This is a genomic window from Streptomyces sp. NPDC006551, assembly GCF_040611675.1.
Lineage (GTDB): Bacteria > Actinomycetota > Actinomycetes > Streptomycetales > Streptomycetaceae > Streptomyces.
The window spans coordinates 12291-32834 of sequence record NZ_JBEXOT010000039.1 but is presented as its reverse complement, the minus strand read 5'-3'; the positions used below and the strand labels follow the sequence as shown (position 1 = coordinate 32834).

19 protein-coding genes are annotated in these 20544 nt (G+C 70.1%); 15 read left to right on the top strand and 4 right to left on the bottom strand.

Annotated elements, in window-relative coordinates; genetic code table 11:
• Window positions 1–96 precede the first annotated feature (96 nt).
• The gene (locus tag ABZY12_RS27115) at window positions 97–792 is read left to right on the top strand and encodes a demethylmenaquinone methyltransferase (protein ID WP_356894735.1); all 696 of its coding nucleotides are present in this window, start codon (window positions 97–99) and stop codon (window positions 790–792) included.
• Between the two features lie 12 nt (window positions 793–804).
• Here the strand turns inward: ABZY12_RS27115 and ABZY12_RS27110 are convergent, their stop codons facing one another.
• On the bottom strand, window positions 805–2295 hold the full coding sequence (locus ABZY12_RS27110) for a phosphodiester glycosidase family protein (RefSeq protein WP_356894733.1): 1491 nt from the start codon (window positions 2293–2295) through the stop codon (window positions 805–807).
• The gene (locus tag ABZY12_RS27105) at window positions 2292–3017 is read right to left on the bottom strand and encodes a peptidase inhibitor family I36 protein (protein WP_356894731.1); all 726 of its coding nucleotides are present in this window, start codon (window positions 3015–3017) and stop codon (window positions 2292–2294) included. Before ABZY12_RS27105 ends, ABZY12_RS27110 begins: the two co-directional genes overlap by 4 nt.
• A 140-nt stretch (window positions 3018–3157) precedes the next feature.
• On the opposite strand from ABZY12_RS27105, the gene ABZY12_RS27100 reads away from it, so the two are divergent.
• On the top strand, window positions 3158–4441 hold the full coding sequence (locus ABZY12_RS27100; protein ID WP_356894729.1) for a geranylgeranyl reductase family protein: 1284 nt from the start codon (window positions 3158–3160) through the stop codon (window positions 4439–4441).
• Here the strand turns inward: ABZY12_RS27100 and ABZY12_RS27095 are convergent.
• Entirely contained in the window at window positions 4407–5411 is a 1005-nt protein-coding gene (locus ABZY12_RS27095; RefSeq protein ID WP_356894727.1) for a helix-turn-helix domain-containing protein, read from the bottom strand. The genes ABZY12_RS27100 and ABZY12_RS27095 overlap by 35 nt on opposite strands.
• A 29-nt stretch (window positions 5412–5440) precedes the next feature.
• On the opposite strand from ABZY12_RS27095, the gene ABZY12_RS27090 reads away from it, so the two are divergent.
• Window positions 5441–6373 carry an NAD(P)-binding domain-containing protein gene (locus ABZY12_RS27090; RefSeq protein ID WP_356894725.1) on the top strand — a complete coding sequence of 311 codons (933 nt, stop codon included), beginning with the start codon at window positions 5441–5443 and terminating at the stop codon, window positions 6371–6373.
• Between the two features lie 88 nt (window positions 6374–6461).
• On the opposite strand, the gene ABZY12_RS27085 is transcribed toward ABZY12_RS27090, so the two are convergent.
• A complete protein-coding gene (locus ABZY12_RS27085) occupies window positions 6462–7286 on the bottom strand; it encodes a C40 family peptidase (RefSeq protein ID WP_356894723.1) in 825 nt (274 codons plus the stop codon).
• Between the two features lie 690 nt (window positions 7287–7976).
• Between ABZY12_RS27085 and ABZY12_RS27080 the strand changes: the two genes are divergently transcribed.
• The 12 genes from ABZY12_RS27080 to nuoL are packed head-to-tail and all read left to right on the top strand — an operon-like array spanning window position 7977 to window position 20543.
• Window positions 7977–8336: an NADH-quinone oxidoreductase subunit A gene (locus ABZY12_RS27080; RefSeq protein WP_007490928.1), complete on the top strand. Its 360-nt coding sequence runs from the start codon at window positions 7977–7979 to the stop codon at window positions 8334–8336.
• A 17-nt stretch (window positions 8337–8353) separates the two neighbouring features.
• On the top strand, window positions 8354–8908 hold the full coding sequence (locus ABZY12_RS27075) for an NADH-quinone oxidoreductase subunit B (protein WP_010041554.1): 555 nt from the start codon (window positions 8354–8356) through the stop codon (window positions 8906–8908).
• Window positions 8905–9636: an NADH-quinone oxidoreductase subunit C gene (locus ABZY12_RS27070; RefSeq protein WP_356894721.1), complete on the top strand. Its 732-nt coding sequence runs from the start codon at window positions 8905–8907 to the stop codon at window positions 9634–9636. Before ABZY12_RS27075 ends, ABZY12_RS27070 begins: the two co-directional genes overlap by 4 nt.
• Complete coding sequence (locus ABZY12_RS27065) at window positions 9633–10955, top strand: NADH-quinone oxidoreductase subunit D (protein ID WP_356894719.1); 1323 nt, start codon at window positions 9633–9635, stop codon at window positions 10953–10955. Before ABZY12_RS27070 ends, ABZY12_RS27065 begins: the two co-directional genes overlap by 4 nt.
• Window positions 10952–11695, top strand: coding sequence for an NADH-quinone oxidoreductase subunit NuoE (gene nuoE, locus ABZY12_RS27060; protein ID WP_356894717.1), 744 nt, complete (start codon window positions 10952–10954; stop codon window positions 11693–11695). The genes ABZY12_RS27065 and nuoE overlap by 4 nt, the downstream gene beginning before the upstream one ends.
• Entirely contained in the window at window positions 11695–13044 is a 1350-nt protein-coding gene (gene nuoF, locus ABZY12_RS27055; RefSeq protein ID WP_356894715.1) for an NADH-quinone oxidoreductase subunit NuoF, read from the top strand. The genes nuoE and nuoF overlap by 1 nt, the downstream gene beginning before the upstream one ends.
• Window positions 13041–15521: an NADH-quinone oxidoreductase subunit G gene (locus tag ABZY12_RS27050; protein WP_356894713.1), complete on the top strand. Its 2481-nt coding sequence runs from the start codon at window positions 13041–13043 to the stop codon at window positions 15519–15521. Before nuoF ends, ABZY12_RS27050 begins: the two co-directional genes overlap by 4 nt.
• Window positions 15518–16879, top strand: coding sequence for an NADH-quinone oxidoreductase subunit NuoH (gene nuoH, locus ABZY12_RS27045; RefSeq protein ID WP_356894711.1), 1362 nt, complete (start codon window positions 15518–15520; stop codon window positions 16877–16879). The genes ABZY12_RS27050 and nuoH overlap by 4 nt, the downstream gene beginning before the upstream one ends.
• On the top strand, window positions 16872–17450 hold the full coding sequence (gene nuoI / locus ABZY12_RS27040) for an NADH-quinone oxidoreductase subunit NuoI (RefSeq protein WP_356894709.1): 579 nt from the start codon (window positions 16872–16874) through the stop codon (window positions 17448–17450). Before nuoH ends, nuoI begins: the two co-directional genes overlap by 8 nt.
• On the top strand, window positions 17447–18295 hold the full coding sequence (locus tag ABZY12_RS27035; RefSeq protein ID WP_356894707.1) for an NADH-quinone oxidoreductase subunit J: 849 nt from the start codon (window positions 17447–17449) through the stop codon (window positions 18293–18295). The genes nuoI and ABZY12_RS27035 overlap by 4 nt, the downstream gene beginning before the upstream one ends.
• Window positions 18292–18591, top strand: a complete 300-nt coding sequence (gene nuoK, locus ABZY12_RS27030; protein WP_069927518.1) for an NADH-quinone oxidoreductase subunit NuoK — start codon at window positions 18292–18294, stop codon at window positions 18589–18591. The genes ABZY12_RS27035 and nuoK overlap by 4 nt, the downstream gene beginning before the upstream one ends.
• A gap of 11 nt (window positions 18592–18602) precedes the next feature.
• The gene (gene nuoL, locus ABZY12_RS27025) at window positions 18603–20543 is read left to right on the top strand and encodes an NADH-quinone oxidoreductase subunit L (RefSeq protein ID WP_356894705.1); all 1941 of its coding nucleotides are present in this window, start codon (window positions 18603–18605) and stop codon (window positions 20541–20543) included.
• Window position 20544: the final 1 nt, after the last annotated feature.

Here is a 20544-nt window from a genome sequence, read left to right as displayed (position 1 = left end):
CGCCGCGCACCGGCATGCCCCGCACGTGGACCGCGCCGTCCGCCTGAGACAATGGGGGCGCCCGCCCGTACCCCGATTCTGCGAGGCCGAACGCCAGTGACCCGAGCATCCCTGGACAAGCAGCCGCACGAAGTCGCCTCGATGTTCGACGACGTGGCGGCGAACTACGACCTGACCAACGACGTGCTCTCGCTGGGGCAGGACCGGCGCTGGCGCAAGGAGGTCGCCAAGGCGGTCGACGCCCGGCCCGCTCAGCGGATCCTGGACCTGGCCGCCGGGACGGCGACCTCCTCGCAGCCGTTCGCCCGGGCCGGGGCGTACGTCGTGCCCTGCGACTTCTCCCTCGGCATGCTCCAGGTCGGCAAGAAGCGGCACCCCTGGATGCCCTTCACCGCCGGCGACGGCATGCGACTCCCGTTCCGCGACGACGTCTTCGACGCGGTGACGATCTCCTTCGGGCTGCGCAACATCCAGGACACCGAGGCGGCGCTGCGCGAGCTGTACCGGGTGACCAAGCCCGGCGGCCGGGTGGTGATCTGCGAGTTCTCGCACCCCACCTGGGCTCCGTTCCGCACGGTGTACGAGGAGTACCTGATGCGCGCCCTGCCCTCCGTGGCCCGCGCGGTCTCCTCCAACCCGGACGCGTACGTCTACCTCGCCGAGTCCATCCAGTCCTGGCCCGACCAGCCGACCCTCGCGCAGCTGCTGCGGAAGGCCGGCTGGTCCCAGGTGGCCTGGCGGAACCTGACCGGAGGGATCGTGGCCCTTCACCGGGGGTTCAAGACCGAGTAGGCCTGGCAGGGGCTACTTCGCGTACATGCCGTAGCCGCTGATTCCCGCGTACACGGAGTCGGCGACGTCCCGGTGCACGTACACGCCGTTCACCCGGTCCGTCGGCGGGGTGTGGATCGTCGTGCCGGTCATCAGCGTCGCCGAGCCGCCGCCGTCCAGGTTGAGCGCGTCGATCAGGCCGAGCTCCTTGGAGTCCAGGAGCGAGGCGAAGGTGCGCAGGGACGCGCCGTCCTCGTGGGTGGTCGTGTCGTCCGGCTGGACCTGCCCGGTGAGGGTGACGAGCACGGGGCGGCCGTAAACGTTGGTGCCGAGGGCCGTCCGCGAGTCGGTGCAGTTCACGGTGCCGGGTGCCTTGCCGGGACCCGTCTGGTTGCAGGTGTCGGGCAGTTCCGCCGGGATGTCGCCGTCGCGCAGGACCTGGTGGAAGGAGCCGACGACGTCGACGGACGGGTCCAGCGGGATCTCCCGGCCGAGCCGCGTGTCGACGAGCTTCTGGCCGACCGTGACCTTGGTGCCCGGGGTGAGGTGGGTGCGCAGCCAGGCGGCGCCCGTGCCGACGCCCTGCAGGATCCGGCCGCCGGACGGCACCGTGACCTGCGGTTCGGGATCGGGGTTGCCGGGGGTCTCGCCGCCGCGGCCCTCGCGGGCCGCCGTCACCGTGCCCGTGGAGTCGAGGACGACCTCGAAGCCCGGGTCGTCCTCGGTGGTGACCGTCGGGTCCAGGCCGGGCTTCGGGACCGGGAACCTGTAGTCGCCGGTGAACAGGACGATCTCGTCCGGGTCGGTGTAGACGCCCCGCTCGCCGGTGATCTCCTCGGCGACGAGCTTGTCGTCGGCGTCACGGGCGCAGCCGCGGGCCCGGCCCGGGTCCCGGTTGATGTCGTCGAGACGCGCCGTCGTCCCGTCGGCCAGGGTCAGGCTGAGGTCCGTGCGGAGCTTGGTGATGTAGGGGACGCCGTACTGGATCACGGCGCCCGAGGTGCCGAGACCGCGTCCCCAGCAGCTGGAGCTGTGCAGGACGCCGTCGGTGGCCGAGACCCCCATGTGCTGCAGGGTCTTGGGCGGGGTGCCGGCGGGCAGGACATGGTCGGGGTGCTTGTCCTCCGACTTGAACAGGCCGCCGTTGACGCCGGCGACGGGGTGCCGGGTGGGTACCGAGCTGACTCCGGCGAGCTGCTCGGCGACCGTCTCGGCCAGGCCGTCGCCCGCGCCGACGGTACTCTCCAGGCCGACGGGGGCGGTGTTCGGGTCGATCTCGACGATCTGGAGGATGCGGGGTCTGGTGCGGTTGTCGAGGTTCTGCTCGGTCCACGTGGTGCGGGTGACGCCGGGGACGCTCTGGTCGACCTCCGCGTTCTTCACCCAGTCCGCGCCGAGCGGGCTCGACGGCTCCTGCGCGGTGGGGGAAGCCGTGGGGGTGGTGGCGGTGGCCGGGGCGGTCAGGGCGAGCGCCGCGGTCAGCGCGGCGGCGACGGCGACGGCGGGGCGGAGGTACGTGGTCACTGGCACTCCGAGGTTCCGTTGACGAGCTCGTGGGAGCGGAACTCGCCCGCGAGGGTGCCGGGGATGGTGATGCTGTCGCCGCGGAGCACGACGTACGCGCCGTACGTCTTCTTGTCGTCCCCGGTCCAGGTGCCGGTGTAATCCGGCTGGAGGTAGAAGCACAGGTGCTTGCCGGTCCGGTTCCACACGGACTTGGGGGCGACCTCGGCGCCGTAGCTGTTGCCGAGGTTCCGGGTGGCGGGGTCGACGGCCGGGACGTGGACGGTCATCGCGCCGCGCCCGCCGCGCTCCGCGAAGGTGCAGACGTCGCCGTTCTCGCAGCGCTCGTAGCCGGTGAAGCACAGGGCGCGGGTGGGCACCAGCTTGTACGAGCTGACGACCCACCGGACGCCGTCGGTGACGTATGCGTCGGCGTTGCCCGGCTTGACGGTCTGGAGGGAGCCGCCGTACTGGTTCGCGGTGTAGACGCAGGCCCACATGCGGGTGTTGTTCTTCACGGACAGGACGGTGCCGGCGTACTGCTCGTCCTTGGCGCCCTCGGCGACGTCCGTGCGGGTGCCGGAGCCCCCGCTGCCGTCGTAGAGACAGAACCGGCCCTGCGGACAGTCCTCGAAGGGGACGGGGTCGGCGTTCGCGGGCAGGACGAGGAACGCGGAGCTGATGAGGGCGAGGACCGCTGTGATCAGCGATCCGCGCCGTATGTGTGTACGAGAGATGGTCACGGCCGATGATCTCCTACGGAGGGTGGTCCTCCGGCTCCTACGGGGGGGTGGCCCTCCGGACAGTGCGCGACGGGCCCCCATAGACTGCCCCGGTACGTCCGTACCGCCCCCTGCCGCCCTAGTCTTCGGGAGACCCCGCCGTGACCGAGTCCCTCTCCGAGCACAGTGCAGACGTGATCGTCGTCGGGGCAGGCCCGGCCGGTTCGACGACCGCGTACTACCTGGCCAAGGCCGGACTCGACGTCCTGCTCCTGGAGAAGACCGCCTTCCCCCGCGAGAAGGTCTGCGGCGACGGGCTGACCCCGCGCGCCACCAAGCAGCTCGTCGCCATGGGCATCGACATCTCCGAAGAGGCCGGCTGGCTGCGCAACAAGGGCCTGAGGATCATCGGCGGCGGCTCGCGGCTGCAGCTCGACTGGCCGGACCTCGCCTCGTACCCGGACTACGGACTCGTCCGCAAGCGGGACGACTTCGACGAGCAGCTCGCCCGGCAGGCGCAGAAGGCCGGCGCGCGGCTGTACGAGCGGTGCAACGTCGGCGCCCCGGTCGTCGACGACCGCACCGGCCGGATCACCGGCGTGCACGCGAAGCTCGGCGAGGAGAAGCGCGAGGTCACGTTCCACGCGCCGCTCGTCGTCGCCGCCGACGGCAACTCCACCCGGCTCTCCCTCGCCATGGGGTTGCACCGGCGCGAGGACCGGCCGATGGGTGTGGCCGTACGGACGTACTTCACCAGCCCCCGGCACGACGACGACTATCTGGAGTCCTGGCTGGAGCTGTGGGACCGGCGCGGTCCGCAGGACCGGCTGCTGCCCGGCTACGGCTGGATCTTCGGCATGGGCGACGGCACCTCCAACGTCGGCCTCGGCATCCTCAACTCCTCCTCCGCCTTCAAGGAGCTGGACTGGCGCGAGGTCCTCAAGGCGTGGTGCGCCTCGATGCCGGAGGACTGGGGGTTCACCCCGGAGAACATGACGACGCCGATCCGCGGCGCCGCCCTGCCGATGGCCTTCAACCGCCAGCCGCACTACACCAAGGGCCTGCTGCTCGTCGGTGACGCGGGCGGCCTGGTCAACCCGTTCAACGGCGAGGGCATCGCGTACGCCATGGAGTCCGGCCAGATCGCGGCCGATGTCATCGTCCAGGCCCACGCCCGGGCCACCCCGGCCCAGCGCGAGCTGGCGCTGCACAACTACCCGAAGATCCTCAAGGACACCTACGGCGGGTACTACACCCTGGGCCGCGCGTTCGTGAAGATCATCGGCAACCCGAAGATCATGAAGATCGCGACGCAGCGGGGCCTGACCCACCCGGTCCTGATGAAGTTCACGCTGAAGATGCTGGCCAACCTCACCGACCCGACGGGCGGCGACGCGATGGACCGCATCATCAACGGCCTCTCGAAGGTGGCCCCGAAGGCCTGAACGCGCGGCGGTAGTCGCTCGGCGAGACCCCGACCGTACGCAGGAAGTGCCGCCGCAGGTTCGCCGCCGTGCCCAGGCCGCTGCGGTCGCCGACCTGTTCCACGGGCAGGTCGGTGGATTCCAGCAGGCTCTGGGCGCGGGCCACGCGTTGCTGGAGCAGCCACTGCAACGGCGTGGTCCCGCAGGTCTCCCGCACCCTGCGGTGGAAGGTGCGCGGCGACATCCGGGCCCGGCGGGCCAGCGCGTCGACGGTCAGCGGCTCGGAGAGACGCTCGGTCGCCCACTGGAGGACGGCGCCGAGCCCGTCGTCGTCGCTCGGCGGCACGGGGGCCTCGATGAACTGGGCCTGACCGCCGGCGCGGTGGGCGGGCACGACCAGGCGGCGGGCGAGCTGGCCCGCGACCGCGGCGCCGAGGTCCTTCCGTACGAGATGCAGGCAGAGGTCGAGCGCGGCGGTGGCCCCGGCGCTGGTCAAGACCGTTCCCTCGTCGGTGTAGAGCACCGAGTCGTCGACCACGACGGAGGGATGGCGGGCGGCGAGCTGCCCGGTGTGCTGCCAGTGTGCGGTGGCCCGGCGGCCGTCGAGCAGACCGGCGGCGGCGAGGGCGAAGGCGCCGGTGCACAGGGACACCATCCGCGCGCCGGCTCCGGCGGCCGCGCGCAGCGCCTCGACCAGCTCGCCGGGGACCTCCTCGCCGCCCTCCACGACGGCGTCGGGGACGGACGGCACGATGACCGTGTCCGCGCCGACGAGCCCGTCGAGGCCGTGTGTCGCGCGGAGCGACAGGAGCCCGCCCGGCCCGCTCTCCCCGCCCGGCCCGCACAGCCGCAGGTCGTACCAGGGGTCGGCGAGGTCGGGGTGCGGGATGCCGAAGACCGTGGCGGCGATGGAGAGTTCGTACAGCTCCCACAGGGTCACGCCGACGCGGTGGTCGGGGACGACGGCGAGGGCCACGGTTCCGGCGGTCATCCCGTGAGCCTATGGCGGGAATGGTGCGGATGACGTCAGTCCTGCCACTGTCGGCCGGATTCCGCCGCTGGAACGGTGAAGACATGAACGACACGAACGAAGAGCGCACCCCTGTCACCGTCCTCGGCCTCGGTCAGATGGGCGCCGCCCTCGCCGCCGCCCTCCTGGCCGCCGGCCACCCCACCACCGTCTGGAACCGCACCCCGGCCAAGGCCGACGCCCTGGCCGACAAGGGCGCCGTGCGCGCCGCCACGGTCGCCGAGGCGGTCGCCGCGAGCGACCTGGTCGTGGTCTGCGTCCTCGACTACGCCGCCGTACGCGGTCTGCTCGGCCCGGTGGCCGGAACCCTGCGGGGCAAGACCCTCGTCAATCTCACGACCGGCTCTCCCGAGCAGGCCCGGGCGGAGGCGGAGTGGGCGGCCGGCCACGGCATCGGCTATCTGGACGGCGGGATCATGACGACTCCGCCGGGGGTCGGGGACAGCGCCAACATGATCCTGTACGCGGGCGGGCCCGAGCTCCTCGCCCGCCACCGGGCGACCCTCGCGGTGCTCGGCGACCCGGTCGACCTCGGCACGGACGCCGGACTCGCCTCGCTCTACGACGCCGGACTGCTCGGGCTCATGTGGTCGGTGTTCGGCGGCTGGCTGCACGCCACCGCCCTCACGGGCGCCGACGGGGTGACGGCCCGGGACTTCACGGCGGTCGCCACCCGCTGGCTGGGGACCGTCTCCTGGTTCATGAGCGGGTACGCGGAGCAGATCGACGCGGGCGAGTACCCGGGCGCGGACGCCACCATCGACGTCCAGGTGGCGGCGATCGGGCATCTGCTGCACGCGGGGGAGGCGCGGGGCGTCGACGGGCGGCTGCCCCGGCTGCACCTGGAGCTGATGCGCGGCGCGGTCGAGGCGGGACACGGCGGGGACAGCTACGCCAGGATCATCGAGGCATTCCGGAAGTAATCCCCCATGGGTGGACATACCGAAGGGCCGTCGCTCCCCCGAGGAGTGACGGCCCTTCACCGCTGAGACGCGGGAATCGAAGCGGGGATCAGAGGATGCGCACGGCGCCGGACGGGGTGTCCCAGTCCAGCGAGCGCTCGACCACACCGGTCGACGGGTTCTGCGCGCCGACGTACATGCCGCCGCCCACGTAGATGGCCACGTGGTACGAGCCGCTGCGGCTGCCCCAGTACAGGATGTCGCCGGGCTGGAGGTTGCTCAGCGAGACGGAGGTGCCCATGCTCGACTGCGAGCTGGAGACCCGGGGCAGGTCGATGCCGGCCTGGCGGTACGCGGCCTGGACGAGACCGGAGCAGTCCCAGGAGTTGGGGCCGGTGCCGCCGGAGACGTAGGCGTCGCCGACCTGGGCGCGGGCGAAGGCGACGATCGCGGCGGCGGAGCCGGAGGCCACCTGGGTCTCGCCGCTGAACGAGCTGCGGCCGGAGGAGTCCGAGGAGGCGGACGCGGAGAGCGTGGTGCGCTCCGCGGTGCGGGAGGCGCGCTCGCGGGCCTCCTCACGGGCCTTCTCCGCGCGCTCGGCCTCGGCCTTGCGGTCGGCCTCGGCCTTGGCCTTCTTGGCCTCCTGGGCGGCCTTCTTGTAGGCGGCGTCCTCCTGGGCGCGCAGGCTCAGGTCGAGGGCCTCCTGCTGGGACGCCTCGGCCGAGGCGGAGACGGCGCTCGCCAGTTCGGCGTCGAGCGCGCCCAGGGTGGGCATCTCGATGGTCTCGGTCACCGGCTCGGCATTCGCCGGCCCGGCAGCACCGGCCACCGCGATGGTGCTGAGGACGCCACCGGCAACTCCGGCACGGAGCGCGAGCTTGGAAGCGCTGCGGCGGGGCTTCCGGTGGCTGGGTATGTGAGCGGTGTGGGACATGAGTACAACCGCTATCAGGGGTTCACGGTTCCCATCAAGAAACGTGTGTTGCGCCACAGTTACGACCGGAACCGTCCAATCCGCCTCCGTGGCACCCTTATTGACGCCGTAACGGGCAATTCGGGCACCCGTCATCAGGCCCTTGATCACGGGTTTTCCGCGAAACGTCCGAATTGACCGGCGCTTACCACCTCTTTACGAGGTTGGCCAAGCCCCACACTTGACGGGCCGTAGGGAACGTGACGCAGGTCACAAGAGGCCAACTTCGGGGCCCCGCGGGACGTTCGGGAGCGTTCCCGCGCGTCCACTTCGCTCCTCGCGACCCCCCGGCCGGGTGGGGTGAGCCCTCTATCACCCGTGCGAGTCCATCGCGAATTTGCCTGTAGTCACCATCGTTTGATAGGGCAAGGCGGCTCCGACCAGGGAGAACCCCTGTCGATGTCACGTCTCGTGCTCACTTGGCTACTTCTCGTATGAAGATCACCGTTCATCCGAATTCATGATCCTTCGCCTCGTGGTGGAGATCACAAAGTCCTTGTCGTACCCCGTGTCGCAGATCACAGAGCGACAGGCATAGGATGCGTGGCAAACGGGCTTGTGAACTGCCTCACATGTACGCGATCTTCGAGGCGGCGAGACGAATGCCCGCTGCGGTCCAACGGTCAAGGACGACTGGAAGGAGCGAGGAGCGTGAATGCGTACGCGCCCATCCTCGTGCTCGGCGCCCTCGGGGCAGGGTTTGCGATCTTCTCCGTGGTCATGGCCACGCTAATCGGCCCAAAGCGGTACAACAGGGCGAAGCTTGAGGCGTACGAGTGCGGCATCGAACCGACGCCCACTCCGGCCGGAGGTGGCCGCTTCCCGATCAAGTACTACCTGACGGCGATGCTCTTCATCATTTTCGACATCGAGATCGTCTTCCTCTATCCCTGGGCCGTCACCTTCGACGCCCTGGGGCTTTTCGGGCTCGTGGAGATGCTGCTCTTCGTGCTCACCGTCTTCGTCGCCTACGCCTATGTGTGGCGGCGCGGCGGCCTGGAATGGGACTGAGGGGCTGAGGGGCACCTATGGGACTCGAAGAGAAGCTGCCGAGCGGATTCCTGCTGACGACGGTCGAACAGGCCGCGGGCTGGGTGCGCAAGTCGTCCGTCTTCCCGGCGACCTTCGGCCTGGCCTGCTGCGCCATCGAGATGATGACGACCGGCGCCGGCCGCTACGACCTGGCGCGGTTCGGCATGGAGGTCTTCCGCGGCTCGCCGCGCCAGGCCGACCTGATGATCGTGGCCGGCCGGGTCAGCCAGAAGATGGCGCCCGTCCTGCGGCAGGTCTATGACCAGATGCCCAACCCCAAGTGGGTCATCTCCATGGGGGTGTGCGCGTCTTCGGGCGGAATGTTCAACAATTACGCGATTGTGCAGGGCGTTGATCACATTGTTCCGGTTGACATCTATTTGCCGGGCTGCCCGCCGCGCCCGGAGATGCTGATGGACGCGATCCTCAAGCTCCACCAGAAGATCCAGACCTCCAAGCTCGGCGTGAACGCGGAGGAAGCGGCCCGCGAGGCGGAGGAGGCGGCGCTCAAGGCGCTGCCGACGATCGAGATGAAGGGTCTGCTCCGTTGAGTGACGAGACACCCAACCCCGACAAGGAGCTCAGCGCACAGAACCTGCCGGGTCAGCGCGGGGACCACGGCGAGGAGGTCCGCGTCCAGCGCGGGATGTTCGGTGCCCAGAGCGGCGCCGACACCAGCGGCTACGGCGGCCTCGTCCGCTCCGTCCGGCTGCCCGGCCCGGCCACCCGCCCCTACGGCGGATGGTTCGACGAGGTCGCCGACGAACTCGAGGGCGCGCTCGACGAGCAGGGACTCCTCCCCGAGAACGCCATCGAGAAGACGGTCGTCGACCGCGGCGAGCTGACCTTCCACATCGCCCGCGAGCATCTCCTGCGCGTCGCCCGCACCCTCCGCGACGACCCCGCCCTGCGCTTCGAGCTCTGTACGGGCGTCTCCGGCGTCCACTACCCCGGCGACAAGGGCCGCGAGCTGCACGCCGTGTACCACCTGCGCTCGCTCACCCACGGCCGGCTGATCCGCCTGGAGGTCGCCGCCCCCGACGCCGACCCGCACATCCCGTCCCTCGTCGAGGTCTACCCGACCAACGACTGGCACGAGCGCGAGACGTACGACTTCTTCGGCATCGTCTTCGACGGCCACCCCGCCCTCACCCGGATCATGATGCCGGACGACTGGCAGGGCTTCCCGCAGCGCAAGGACTACCCCCTCGGCGGAATCCCCGTCGAGTACAAGGGCGCCCAGATCCCGGCTCCGGACCAGCGGAGGTCGTACTCGTGACCACCCCATCTGCATCCCCGCGCGAGACCACCGAAGGGGCCGTCTACACGGTCACCGGCGGCGACTGGGACGAGGTCGTCCAGTCCGCCGCCAAGGCCGACGACGAACGGATCGTCGTCAACATGGGTCCGCAGCACCCGTCCACGCACGGCGTGCTCCGCCTGATCCTGGAGATCGACGGCGAGACCGTCACGGAGGCCCGCTGCGGCATCGGCTACCTCCACACCGGCATCGAGAAGAACCTCGAGTACCGGACCTGGACGCAGGGCACCACCTTCGTCACGCGCATGGACTACCTCACCTCGTTCTACAACGAGACGGCGTACTGCCTGGGCGTCGAGAAGCTGCTCGGCATCACCGACCAGATCCCGGACCGGGCCAGCGTCATCCGCGTCCTGCTGATGGAGCTCAACCGGCTCTCCTCGCACCTGGTGTGCATCGCCACCGGCGGCATGGAGCTCGGCGCGACCACGATCATGATCTACGGCTTCCGGGACCGCGAGATGATCCTGGACCTGTACGAACTGATCACCGGCCTGCGCATGAACCACGCGTTCATCCGCCCCGGCGGCCTCGCCCAGGACCTCCCGCCCGGCGCGGTCGACGCCGTGCGCGAGTTCGTGAAGACCATGAAGAAGAACCTGCCGGAGTACGACAAGCTCGCCACCGGCAACCCCATCTTCAAGGCCCGTATGCAGGACGTCGGCTACCTCGACCTCACCGGCTGCATGGCGCTCGGCGCCACCGGACCGATCCTGCGCTCCGCGGGCCTCCCGCACGACCTGCGCAAGACCGACCCGTACTGCGGCTACGAGAACTACGAGTTCGACATCCCGACCGCCGACTCCTGCGACTCGTACGGGCGCTTCCTGATCCGCCTGGAAGAGATGCGGCAGTCCCTGCGGATCGTCGAGCAGTGCCTGGACCGCCTGGAGCCGGGCCCGGTCATGGTCGGCGACAAGAAGATCGCCTGGCCCGCGCAGCTCGCGCTCGGCCCCGACGGCCTCGGCAACTCCCTCGACCACATCAAGAAGATCATGGGCACCTCCATGGAGGCCCTGATCCACCACTTCAAGCTGGTCACCGAGGGCTTCCGGGTCCCCGCCGGACAGGCCTACGCCGCCGTCGAGTCGCCCAAGGGCGAGCTGGGCGCGCACGTCGTCAGCGACGGCGGCACCCGCCCCTACCGGGTCCACTTCCGCGACCCGTCCTTCACCAACCTGCAGGCCATGGCGGCGATGTGCGAGGGCGGCCAGGTCGCCGACGTCATCGTCGCCGTCGCCTCCATCGACCCCGTGATGGGAGGCGTCGACCGATGACGGACGGACACACCAGTCTCGGGATGCCCCAGCTCCCCGCCCCCGACTACCCGGCCGAGGTCCGCGCCCGGCTGGAGGCGGACGCCAAGGAGATCATCGCCCGCTACCCGGGGTCCCGCTCCGCGCTCCTGCCGATGCTGCACCTGGTGCAGTCGGAGGAGGGCCACGTCACGCGTACCGGCATGCGGTTCTGCGCCGACCTCCTCGGCCTGACCACCGCCGAGGTCACCGCCGTGGCCACCTTCTACTCGATGTACCGCCGCAGGCCGTCCGGCGACTACCAGGTCGGGGTCTGCACCAACACGCTCTGCGCGGTCATGGGCGGCGACGCGATCTTCGAGGAGCTGAAGCAGCACCTCGGCGTCGGCAACGAGGGCACGACCGACGACGGCAAGATCACCCTCGAGCACATCGAGTGCAACGCGGCCTGCGACTTCGCGCCCGTGGTGATGGTCAACTGGGAGTTCTTCGACAACCAGACGCCCGAGTCGGCCAAGCGCATGGTCGACGACCTGCGAGCCGGCCGTCCGGTCGAGCCGACTCGTGGCGCCCCGCTGTGCACGTTCAAGGAGACCGCCCGCATCCTGGCCGGTTTCCCCGACGAGCGTGAGGGTGCCGTCGAGGCCACCGGAGGGGCCGGCCCGGCCTCGCTCGTCGGACTGCGCCTGGCCAAGGGCGAGAATCCGCACCACAAGATCGTCCACCCGCGCGGCGAAACGGCCAGTGGGGAGGGGGAGTGATGACCTTGGCAGCCGAGATCGACCACAGCAGCCCCGAGAAGCTTCTCGCGCCCGTCCTTTCGGCGTTCTGGGACCAGCCCAACTCCTGGACCCTGGAGACGTACAAGAGGCACGAGGGGTACGAAGGGCTGAAGAAGGCCCTCGCGATGTCGCCCGACGACCTCATCGCGTACGTCAAGGACTCCGGCCTCCGCGGCCGCGGCGGCGCCGGCTTCCCCACCGGAATGAAGTGGCAGTTCATTCCGCAGGGCGACGGCAAGCCGCACTACCTCGTCGTCAACGCCGACGAGTCCGAGCCGGGGACCTGCAAGGACATCCCGCTCCTCTTCGCCAACCCGCACTCGCTCATCGAGGGCATCGTGATCGCCTGCTACGCGATCCGGTCGAACCACGCCTTCATCTATCTGCGCGGCGAGGTCGTCCCCGTCCTGCGCCGGCTGCACGAGGCCGTGCGCGAGGCCTACGAGGCCGGATACCTCGGCGAGAACATCCTCGGCAGCGGACTGAACCTCGAACTCACCGTGCACGCGGGAGCCGGCGCCTACATCTGCGGCGAGGAGACCGCCCTGCTCGACTCCCTCGAAGGACGGCGCGGCCAGCCCCGGCTGCGTCCCCCCTTCCCCGCGGTCGCCGGTCTGTACGCCTGCCCCACCGTGGTGAACAACGTCGAGTCCATCGCGTCCGTTCCCGCGATCCTCAACCGGGGCAAGGACTGGTTCAAGTCGATGGGCAGCGAGAAGTCCCCCGGCTTCACGCTCTACTCGCTCAGCGGGCACGTCGCCTCGCCCGGCCAGTACGAGGCCCCGCTCGGCATCACGCTGCGCCAGCTCCTCGACATGAGCGGCGGGATGCGCCCCGGGCACCGGCTGAAGTTCTGGACCCCGGGCGGCTCCTCCACCCCGATGTTCACCGACGAGCACCTCGACGTGCCGCTGGACTACGAGGGCGTGGGCGCGGCCGGCTCGATGCTCGGCACCAAGGCGCTCCAGTGCTTCGACGAGACCACGTGCGTCGTGCGTGCGGTGACCCGGTGGACCGAGTTCTACGCCCACGAGTCCTGCGGCAAGTGCACCCCGTGCCGTGAGGGCACGTACTGGCTGGTGCAGTTGCTTCGCGACATCGAGGCCGGCAAGGGCGTCATGTCCGACCTCGACAAGCTCAACGACATCGCCGACAACATCAACGGCAAGTCGTTCTGCGCCCTCGGCGACGGCGCCGCCTCCCCGATCTTCTCCTCGCTGAAGTACTTCCGCGAGGAGTACGAGCAGCACATCACCGGCCGGGGCTGCCCCTTCGACCCGGCCAAGTCGACCGCCTGGGCGGACCACCACAAGGAGGTGACGGCATGACGGTGACCACGTCGAACCCGGCCGGAGGCGGCGAAGCCGCCGTCCCGCCCGAGGATCTCGTCACGCTGACCATCGACGGCGCCGAGATCTCCGTCCCCAAGGGGACCCTGGTCATCCGGGCCGCCGAACAGCTCGGCATCGAGATCCCGCGCTTCTGCGACCACCCGCTCCTCGACCCGGCCGGCGCCTGCCGGCAGTGCATCGTCGAGGTCGAGGGCCAGCGCAAGCCGATGGCCTCCTGCACCATCACCTGCACCGACGGCATGGTGGTGAAGTCGCAGCTGACCAGCCCGGTCGCCGAGAAGGCCCAGCACGGCGTGATGGAGCTGCTGCTCATCAACCACCCGCTGGACTGCCCCGTCTGCGACAAGGGCGGCGAGTGCCCGCTGCAGAACCAGGCGATGTCCCACGGCAGGGCCGACTCCCGCTTCGACGGGAAGAAGCGGACCTACGAGAAGCCGGTGCCGATCTCCACCCAGGTGCTGCTCGACCGCGAACGGTGCGTGCTGTGCGCGCGCTGCACCCGCTTCTCCAACCAGGTCGCCGGCGACCCGATGATCGAACTGATCGAGCGCGGCGCGCTCCAGCAGGTCGGCACCGGCGAGGGCGACCCCTTCGAGTCGTACTTCTCCGGCAACACCATCCAGATCTGCCCGGTCGGCGCCCTCACCTCGGCGGCGTACCGGTTCCGCTCCCGCCCCTTCGACCTGGTGTCCTCGCCGAGCGTCTGCGAGCACTGCGCGGGCGGCTGCGCCACGCGCACCGACCACCGGCGCGGCAAGGTCATGCGACGGCTCGCCGCCGAGGACCCGGAGGTCAACGAGGAGTGGGTGTGCGACAAGGGACGGTTCGCGTTCCGGTACGCGCAGCAGCGTGACCGGATCACCACCCCGCTGGTCCGCAACGGCGAGGGAGTGCTCGAACCGGCATCCTGGCCCGAGGCCCTGGAGGCGGCCGCCCGCGGGCTCGTGCGCGGCCGTACCGGCGTCCTGGCCGGCGGGCGGCTGACCGTCGAGGACGCCTACGCCTACGCCAAGTTCGCCCGGGTCGCCCTCGACACCAACGACGTCGACTTCCGGGCCCGCGTCCACTCCAGCGAGGAGGCCGACTTCCTCGCCTCCACCGTCGCCGGGCGCGGACGGGACCTGGACGGCAGCGGGGTCACGTACACCTCGCTGGAAGCCGCTCCGGCCGTACTGCTCGTCGGCATCGAGGCCGAGGAGGAGGCCCCCGGGGTCTTCCTGCGGCTGCGCAAGGCGTGGCGGAAGAAGGGCCAGAAGACCTACGCGCTCGCCTCCTACGCGACCCGGGGCCTGGTGAAGGCGGGCGGCACGCTGCTGCCGGCCGCGCCCGGCACCGAGACCGAGTGGCTGGACGCCCTCACCTCCAGGGTCGGCCTCGACACGGCCGGTACGGAGGCGGCCGAGGCGCTGCGGCGGGACGGCGCGGTCATCGTGGTCGGCGAACGCCTGGCCGCCGTGCCGGGCGCGCTCACCGCGGCGGTCCGGGCCGCGACGGCGACCGGCGCCCGGCTGGTGTGGATCCCGCGCCGGGCGGGCGAGCGCGGCGCGCTCGAAGCCGGCGCGATCCCCACGCTGCTGCCCGGCGGCCGCCCCGCGACCGACCCCCGCGCGCGTGAGGAGGTCGCGGTCGCCTGGGGCGTACGCGAACTCCCGCACGGCTACGGCCGCGACACCGGCCAGATCGTGGAGGCCGCCGCCACCGGTGAACTGGGCGCGCTGCTCGTCGGCGGCGTCGAGGTCCGCGACCTGCCCGACCCGGCACGCGCGCGTGAAGCCCTCGACGCGGCCTTCGTGGTCTCCCTGGAGCTGCGGCCGAGCGAGGTCACCGAGCGGGCCGACGTGGTCCTCCCGGTCGCCGCCGTCGCCGAGAAGGCCGGCACCTTCCTCAACTGGGAGGGCAGGGCGCGCCTCTTCGAGGCCGCGCTCAAGCCCGAGCAGATGACCCGGCGTCTGGCCCCCGCCGACGCGCGCGTGCTCCACATGCTCGCCGACGCCCTCGACGCGCATCTGGCGCTGCCCGATCTGCGCTCCGTGCGACGGGAGATGGACCGGCTCGGCGGCTGGACCGGCGAGCGGGCCTCCGACCCCGTCGAGCCCGCGCAGGCCGCGTCCCGGCCGGGCGAGGGCGAGGCCGTCCTCGCCGGCCACCGGCTCCTGCTCGACCTGGGCAGGCTCCAGGAGGGCGACACGGCCCTCGCCGGCACTCGTCACGCGGCACCCGCCCGGCTCTCGGCTGCCACCGCGGCCGAGACCGGCGTCAAGGACGGCGACGTCCTCGCCGTGACCGGACCGGCGGGCACCGTCCGGCTGCCGCTCCAGGTCACCGAGATGCCCGACCGGGTGGTCTGGCTGCCGCTCAACTCGACCGGCGGCGGCGTCCTCTCCGACACCGGCGCCCACCCGGGCGACCTGGTCCGCATCGGTCCCGCGGCTTCCACGGAGGTGCAGGCATGACCACGCCGCTCGCTGCCGAGGACCTGTCCATGTTCGGCACCGACCCCTGGTGGCTGGTGCTGATCAAGGCCGTCTTCTGCTTCGCCTTCCTGATGATCACCGTGCTCTTCTCCATCGTGTGGGAGCGCAAGGTCGTCGCCTGGATGCAGCTGCGCGTCGGCCCCAACCGGCACGGCCCCTGGGGCCTCCTCCAGTCCCTCGCGGACGGCATCAAGCTGATGCTGAAGGAGGACGTCGTCGTCAAGCGTGCCGACAAGGTCGTCTACATCCTCGCGCCGATCATCGCCGCGGCCCCGGCGTTCATGGCGATCGCCGTGATCCCCTTCGGCCCGGCCGGCAACGAGGTCTCGATCTTCGGCCACCGCACCACGATGCAGCTCACCGACCTGCCGATCGCCATGCTGTACGTCCTGGCCATCGCGTCCGTCGGCATCTACGGCATCGTCCTCGCCGGCTGGTCGTCGGGCTCCACGTACCCGCTCCTCGGCGGTCTGCGCTCCTGCGCGCAGATGATCTCCTACGAGATCGCGATGGGCGCCGCGTTCGCCTCCGTCTTCCTCTACTCCGGGTCGATGTCGACCTCGGCGATCGTGGAGGCGCAGGCGGACCGCTGGTTCATCATCCTGCTGCCGGTCTCCTTCATCATCTACGTGGTCACGATGGTCGGCGAGACCAACCGAGCCCCGTTCGACATGCCGGAGTCCGAGGGCGACCTGGTCGGCGGCTTCAACACCGAGTACAGCTCCATCAAGTTCGCGATGTTCATGCTCGCCGAGTACGTGAACATGGTGACGGTCTCGGCCGTGTCGGTGACGCTCTTCCTGGGCGGCTGGCGGGCCCCGTACCCGATCTCCACCTTCTGGGAGGGCGCGAACCACGGCTGGTGGCCGATGCTCTGGTTCGTCCTCAAGGTGCAGCTGCTGCTGTTCTTCTTCATCTGGCTGCGCGGCACGCTGCCTCGCGTCCGCTACGACCAGCTGATGAAGCTCGGCTGGAAGGTCCTCATCCCCGTCTCGGTGGTCTGGCTGATGCTGGTCGCCACCGTCCGGGCGCTGCGGAACGCGAACTACGACTTCCAGACGATCGTGCTCTATGTCGCGGGCGCCGTCCTCGCCGTGCTGCTCCTCTCCTTCATCGCCGACATGTTCCGCGACAAGAGGGCGAAGGGCGCGGAGGAGAAGGACGGCCCCGAGGCCGCGTTCGACCCGATGGCCGGCGGATTCCCCGTACCGCCCAAGCCAGGACAGTCCCTGCCGCCGGTGCCCCGGCGCCGGTCCCGCCACGAGGCGGGGCTGGTTGTCAGTGGTGCCCCCGATACTGCTACTGCGAGTGATGGAAAGGAGACGGACGGTGTCTGATTTCCAGAATCCGGTGGCCGGCTTCGGCGTGACCTTCAAGGCCATGTTCAAGAAGCGGCTGACCGAGCAGTACCCGGAGCAGCAGAAGACGACGGCGCCGCGCTTCCACGGCCGGCACCAGCTCAACCGTCATCCGGACGGTCTTGAGAAGTGCGTGGGCTGCGAGCTGTGCGCCTGGGCCTGCCCCGCCGACGCCATCTATGTGGAGGGCGCCGACAACACGGACGAGGAGCGCTACTCCCCGGGCGAGCGGTACGGCGCGGTCTACCAGATCAACTACGCCCGCTGCATCCTGTGCGGCCTGTGCATCGAGGCCTGCCCGACCCGGGCGCTGACGATGACCAACGAGTTCGAACTGGCCGACTCCTCCCGCGAGAACCTCATCTACACCAAGGAGCAGCTGCTCGCCGGGCTGGAGGAGGGCATGGTCGACACCCCGCACGCCATCTTCCCCGGCACGGACGAGCAGGACTACTACCGGGGTCTGGTCACCGGGGCCGCGCCCGGCACGGTCCGGCAGGTCGCCACGTCCAAGGGGGAGAAGGGCGAGCCGGAAGAGGTGGACGCATGAGCGCCGACCTCGCGGCCACGACCCTGGCGGCGTACACCACCTCCGGCGGCGAGGCCCTCCAGTTCTGGGTCCTCGGCACCGTCGCCGTCATCGGCGCCCTGTGCACCATCCTGATGAAGAAGGCCGTGCACAGCGCCCTCTGCCTGGCCGGCACGATGATCGTCCTGGCGGTCTTCTACCTCGCCAACGGCGCCTACTTCCTCGGCATCGTCCAGATCGTCGTCTACACCGGCGCGATCATGATGCTCTTCCTCTTCGTCGTCATGCTGGTCGGTGTCACGGCCGCGGACTCGCTGAAGGAGACCATCAAGGGGCAGCGTTGGTGGGCCGTCGCCTGCGGGCTCGGCTTCGGCGTCCTGCTGATCGCCGGAATCGGCCGGGCCTCGCTGACGGAGTTCAACGGACTCGGCCCGGCCAACAGCGCCCACGGCGGAAACGTCGAGGGCATCGCCGCCCTCATCTTCACCAAGTACGTCTTCGCCTTCGAGATCACCGGCGCGCTGCTCATCACCGCGGCCGTCGGCGCGATGGTCCTCACCCACCGGGAGCGCACCGAGAAGGCCCGCACCCAGCGGGAGCTCGCCGAACAGCGGGTGCGCGAGGGCAAGCACGTACCGCCGCTGCCGGCGCCCGGCGTCTACGCCCGGCACAACGCCGTGGACATCGCCGGTCTGCTGCCGGACGGCACCCCCGCCGAGCTGACCGTGATGCAGACCCTGCGCAAGCGCGGCCAGATCCGCGACGTGTCCACCGAGGCGCTGGCCGACCTCAAGGCGCTCGAGCAGCGCGCCGAGGAGCGGCTGGGCCGGGACCGGGACCGGGACGATGAGGAGGCCACGCGGTGAATCCCGTCAACTATCTCTATCTCGCCGCCCTGTTGTTCACCATCGGCGCGGCCGGGGTGCTGATCCGGCGCAACGCGATCGTGGTCTTCATGTGCGTCGAGCTGATGCTCAACGCCTGCAACCTCGCGTTCGTCGCCTTCTCCCGTATGCACGGCAATCTCGACGGCCAGATCATCGCCTTCTTCACGATGGTCGTCGCCGCCGCGGAGGTCGTGGTCGGGCTCGCGATCATCGTGTCGCTCTTCCGTTCCCGCCACTCGGCCTCGGTCGACGACGCCAGCCTGATGAAGCTGTAAGGGGCTGAAACGTGCAGAATCTGATTGCGCTGCTGGTCGCGGCGCCCCTGCTGGGAGCGGTCGTCCTGCTGTGCGGCGGGCGGCGCCTGGACAAGGCCGGGCACTGGCTCGGCACGCTCCTCGCGGCCGCCTCCTTCGTCATCGGTGCCGTCCTGTTCACCGACATGCTGGGCAAGGGCGCCGAGGACCGGGCCCTGCACCAGCGGCTGTTCAGCTGGGTCCCGGTCGAGGGCTTCCAGGCGGACATCGCCTTCCAGCTCGACCAGCTGTCGATGACCTTCGTGCTGCTGATCACCGGCGTCGGCTCGCTCATCCACGTGTACTCCATCGGGTACATGGAGCACGACGAGCGCCGCCGCCGCTTCTTCGGCTATCTGAACCTCTTCCTCGCGGCGATGCTGCTGCTCGTCCTCGCCGACAACTACCTGCTGCTGTACTTCGGCTGGGAGGGCGTCGGCCTCGCCTCGTACCTCCTGATCGGCTTCTGGCAGCACAAGCCCACCGCGGCGACCGCGGCGAAGAAGGCGTTCCTGGTCAACCGGGTCGGCGACATGGGTCTGTCGATCGCCATCATGCTGATGTTCACCACCTTCGGGACCTTCGCCTTCGGGCCGGTGCTCTCGTCGGTGGGGGAGACCTCCGAGGGCACGCTGACCGCGATCGGGCTGATGCTCCTCCTCGCCGCCTGCGGCAAGTCGGCCCAGGTGCCGCTGCAGTCCTGGCTCGGGGACGCGATGGAGGGCCCGACCCCGGTCTCGGCCCTCATCCACGCGGCCACGATGGTCACCGCCGGTGTCTATCTCATCGTCCGCTCGGCCGACATCTTCAACGCCGCCCCGGACGCGCAGCTCGCGGTCACCGTGGTCGGCGCGGTCACGCTCCTGTTCGGTGCGATCGTCGGTTGCGCCAAGGACGACATCAAGAAGGCGCTGGCCGGCTCGACGATGTCGCAGATCGGCTACATGATCCTGGCGGCGGGCCTCGGCCCCATCGGCTACGCCTTCGCGATCATGCACCTGGTGACGCACGGCTTCTTCAAGGCCGGGCTCTTCCTCGGCGCCGGTTCGGTCATGCACGGCATGAACGACGAGGTGGACATGCGCAAGTACGGCGGGCTGCGGAAGTACATGCCCGTCACCTTCGCCACCTTCGGTCTCGGCTATCTCGCGATCATCGGCTTCCCGGGTCTGTCCGGCTTCTTCTCCAAGGACAAGATCATCGAGGCCGCCTTCGCCAAGGGCGGCACCGAGGGCTGGATCCTCGGCGGGGTCGCCCTGCTCGGCGCGGCCATCACCGCGTACTACATGACCCGCGTGATGATCATGACGTTCTTCGGTGAGAAGCGCTGGCAGCCGGCGCCCGACCCGGCGACCGCCCCGGGCATCGAGCCCGGAGCCGAGGCGAAGCCCGGCGACATGCCGCACCCGCACGAGTCCCCGAAGTCGATGACGATCCCGATGATCCTGCTGGCCGTGGGATCGGTCGGCGCGGGCGCCCTGTTCGGAATCGGCGACCGCTTCGTGAAGTGGTTGGAGCCCGTGACGAAGTTCGAGCACGGACACCCGCCGATCAGCGCCGGAGCCATCACCTCCGCCACGGTCGCCGTCATGGTGATCGGTGTCGCGATCGCCTACCTCCAGTACGGGCGCAGGCCCGTCCCGGTGGTCGCCCCGCGCGGCTCGCTGCTCACCCGGGCCGCCCGCCGCGACCTGCTCCAGGACGACTTCAACCACGTCGTCCTCGTCCGCGGTGGCGAGCACCTCACCCGCTCGCTGGTCTACGTCGACCACAGCCTCGTCGACGGCGTGGTCAACGGCACCGCGGCCTCGGTCGGTGGACTGTCCGGCCGGCTGCGCAAGCTGCAGAACGGCTACGCCCGCTCCTATGCGGTCTCCATGTTCGGAGGTACTGCGGTGCTGATCGCCGCGACCCTGCTGATGAGGGCGGTGTAAC

Excerpts from the sequence above, each read along its gene's own strand:
- ABZY12_RS27095 (WP_356894727.1), bottom strand. The coding sequence starts at position 5,411 with ATGACCGCCGGAACCGTGGCCCTCGCCGTCGTCCCCGACCACCGCGTC.
- ABZY12_RS27090 (WP_356894725.1), top strand. The coding sequence starts at position 5,441 with ATGACGTCAGTCCTGCCACTGTCGGCCGGATTCCGCCGCTGGAACGGT.
- ABZY12_RS27085 (WP_356894723.1), bottom strand. The coding sequence starts at position 7,286 with ATGTCCCACACCGCTCACATACCCAGCCACCGGAAGCCCCGCCGCAGC.
- ABZY12_RS27075 (WP_010041554.1), top strand. The coding sequence starts at position 8,354 with ATGGGACTCGAAGAGAAGCTGCCGAGCGGATTCCTGCTGACGACGGTC.
- nuoE (WP_356894717.1), top strand. The coding sequence starts at position 10,952 with ATGACGGACGGACACACCAGTCTCGGGATGCCCCAGCTCCCCGCCCCC.
- nuoF (WP_356894715.1), top strand. The coding sequence starts at position 11,695 with ATGACCTTGGCAGCCGAGATCGACCACAGCAGCCCCGAGAAGCTTCTC.
- ABZY12_RS27050 (WP_356894713.1), top strand. The coding sequence starts at position 13,041 with ATGACGGTGACCACGTCGAACCCGGCCGGAGGCGGCGAAGCCGCCGTC.
- nuoH (WP_356894711.1), top strand. The coding sequence starts at position 15,518 with ATGACCACGCCGCTCGCTGCCGAGGACCTGTCCATGTTCGGCACCGAC.
- ABZY12_RS27035 (WP_356894707.1), top strand. The coding sequence starts at position 17,447 with ATGAGCGCCGACCTCGCGGCCACGACCCTGGCGGCGTACACCACCTCC.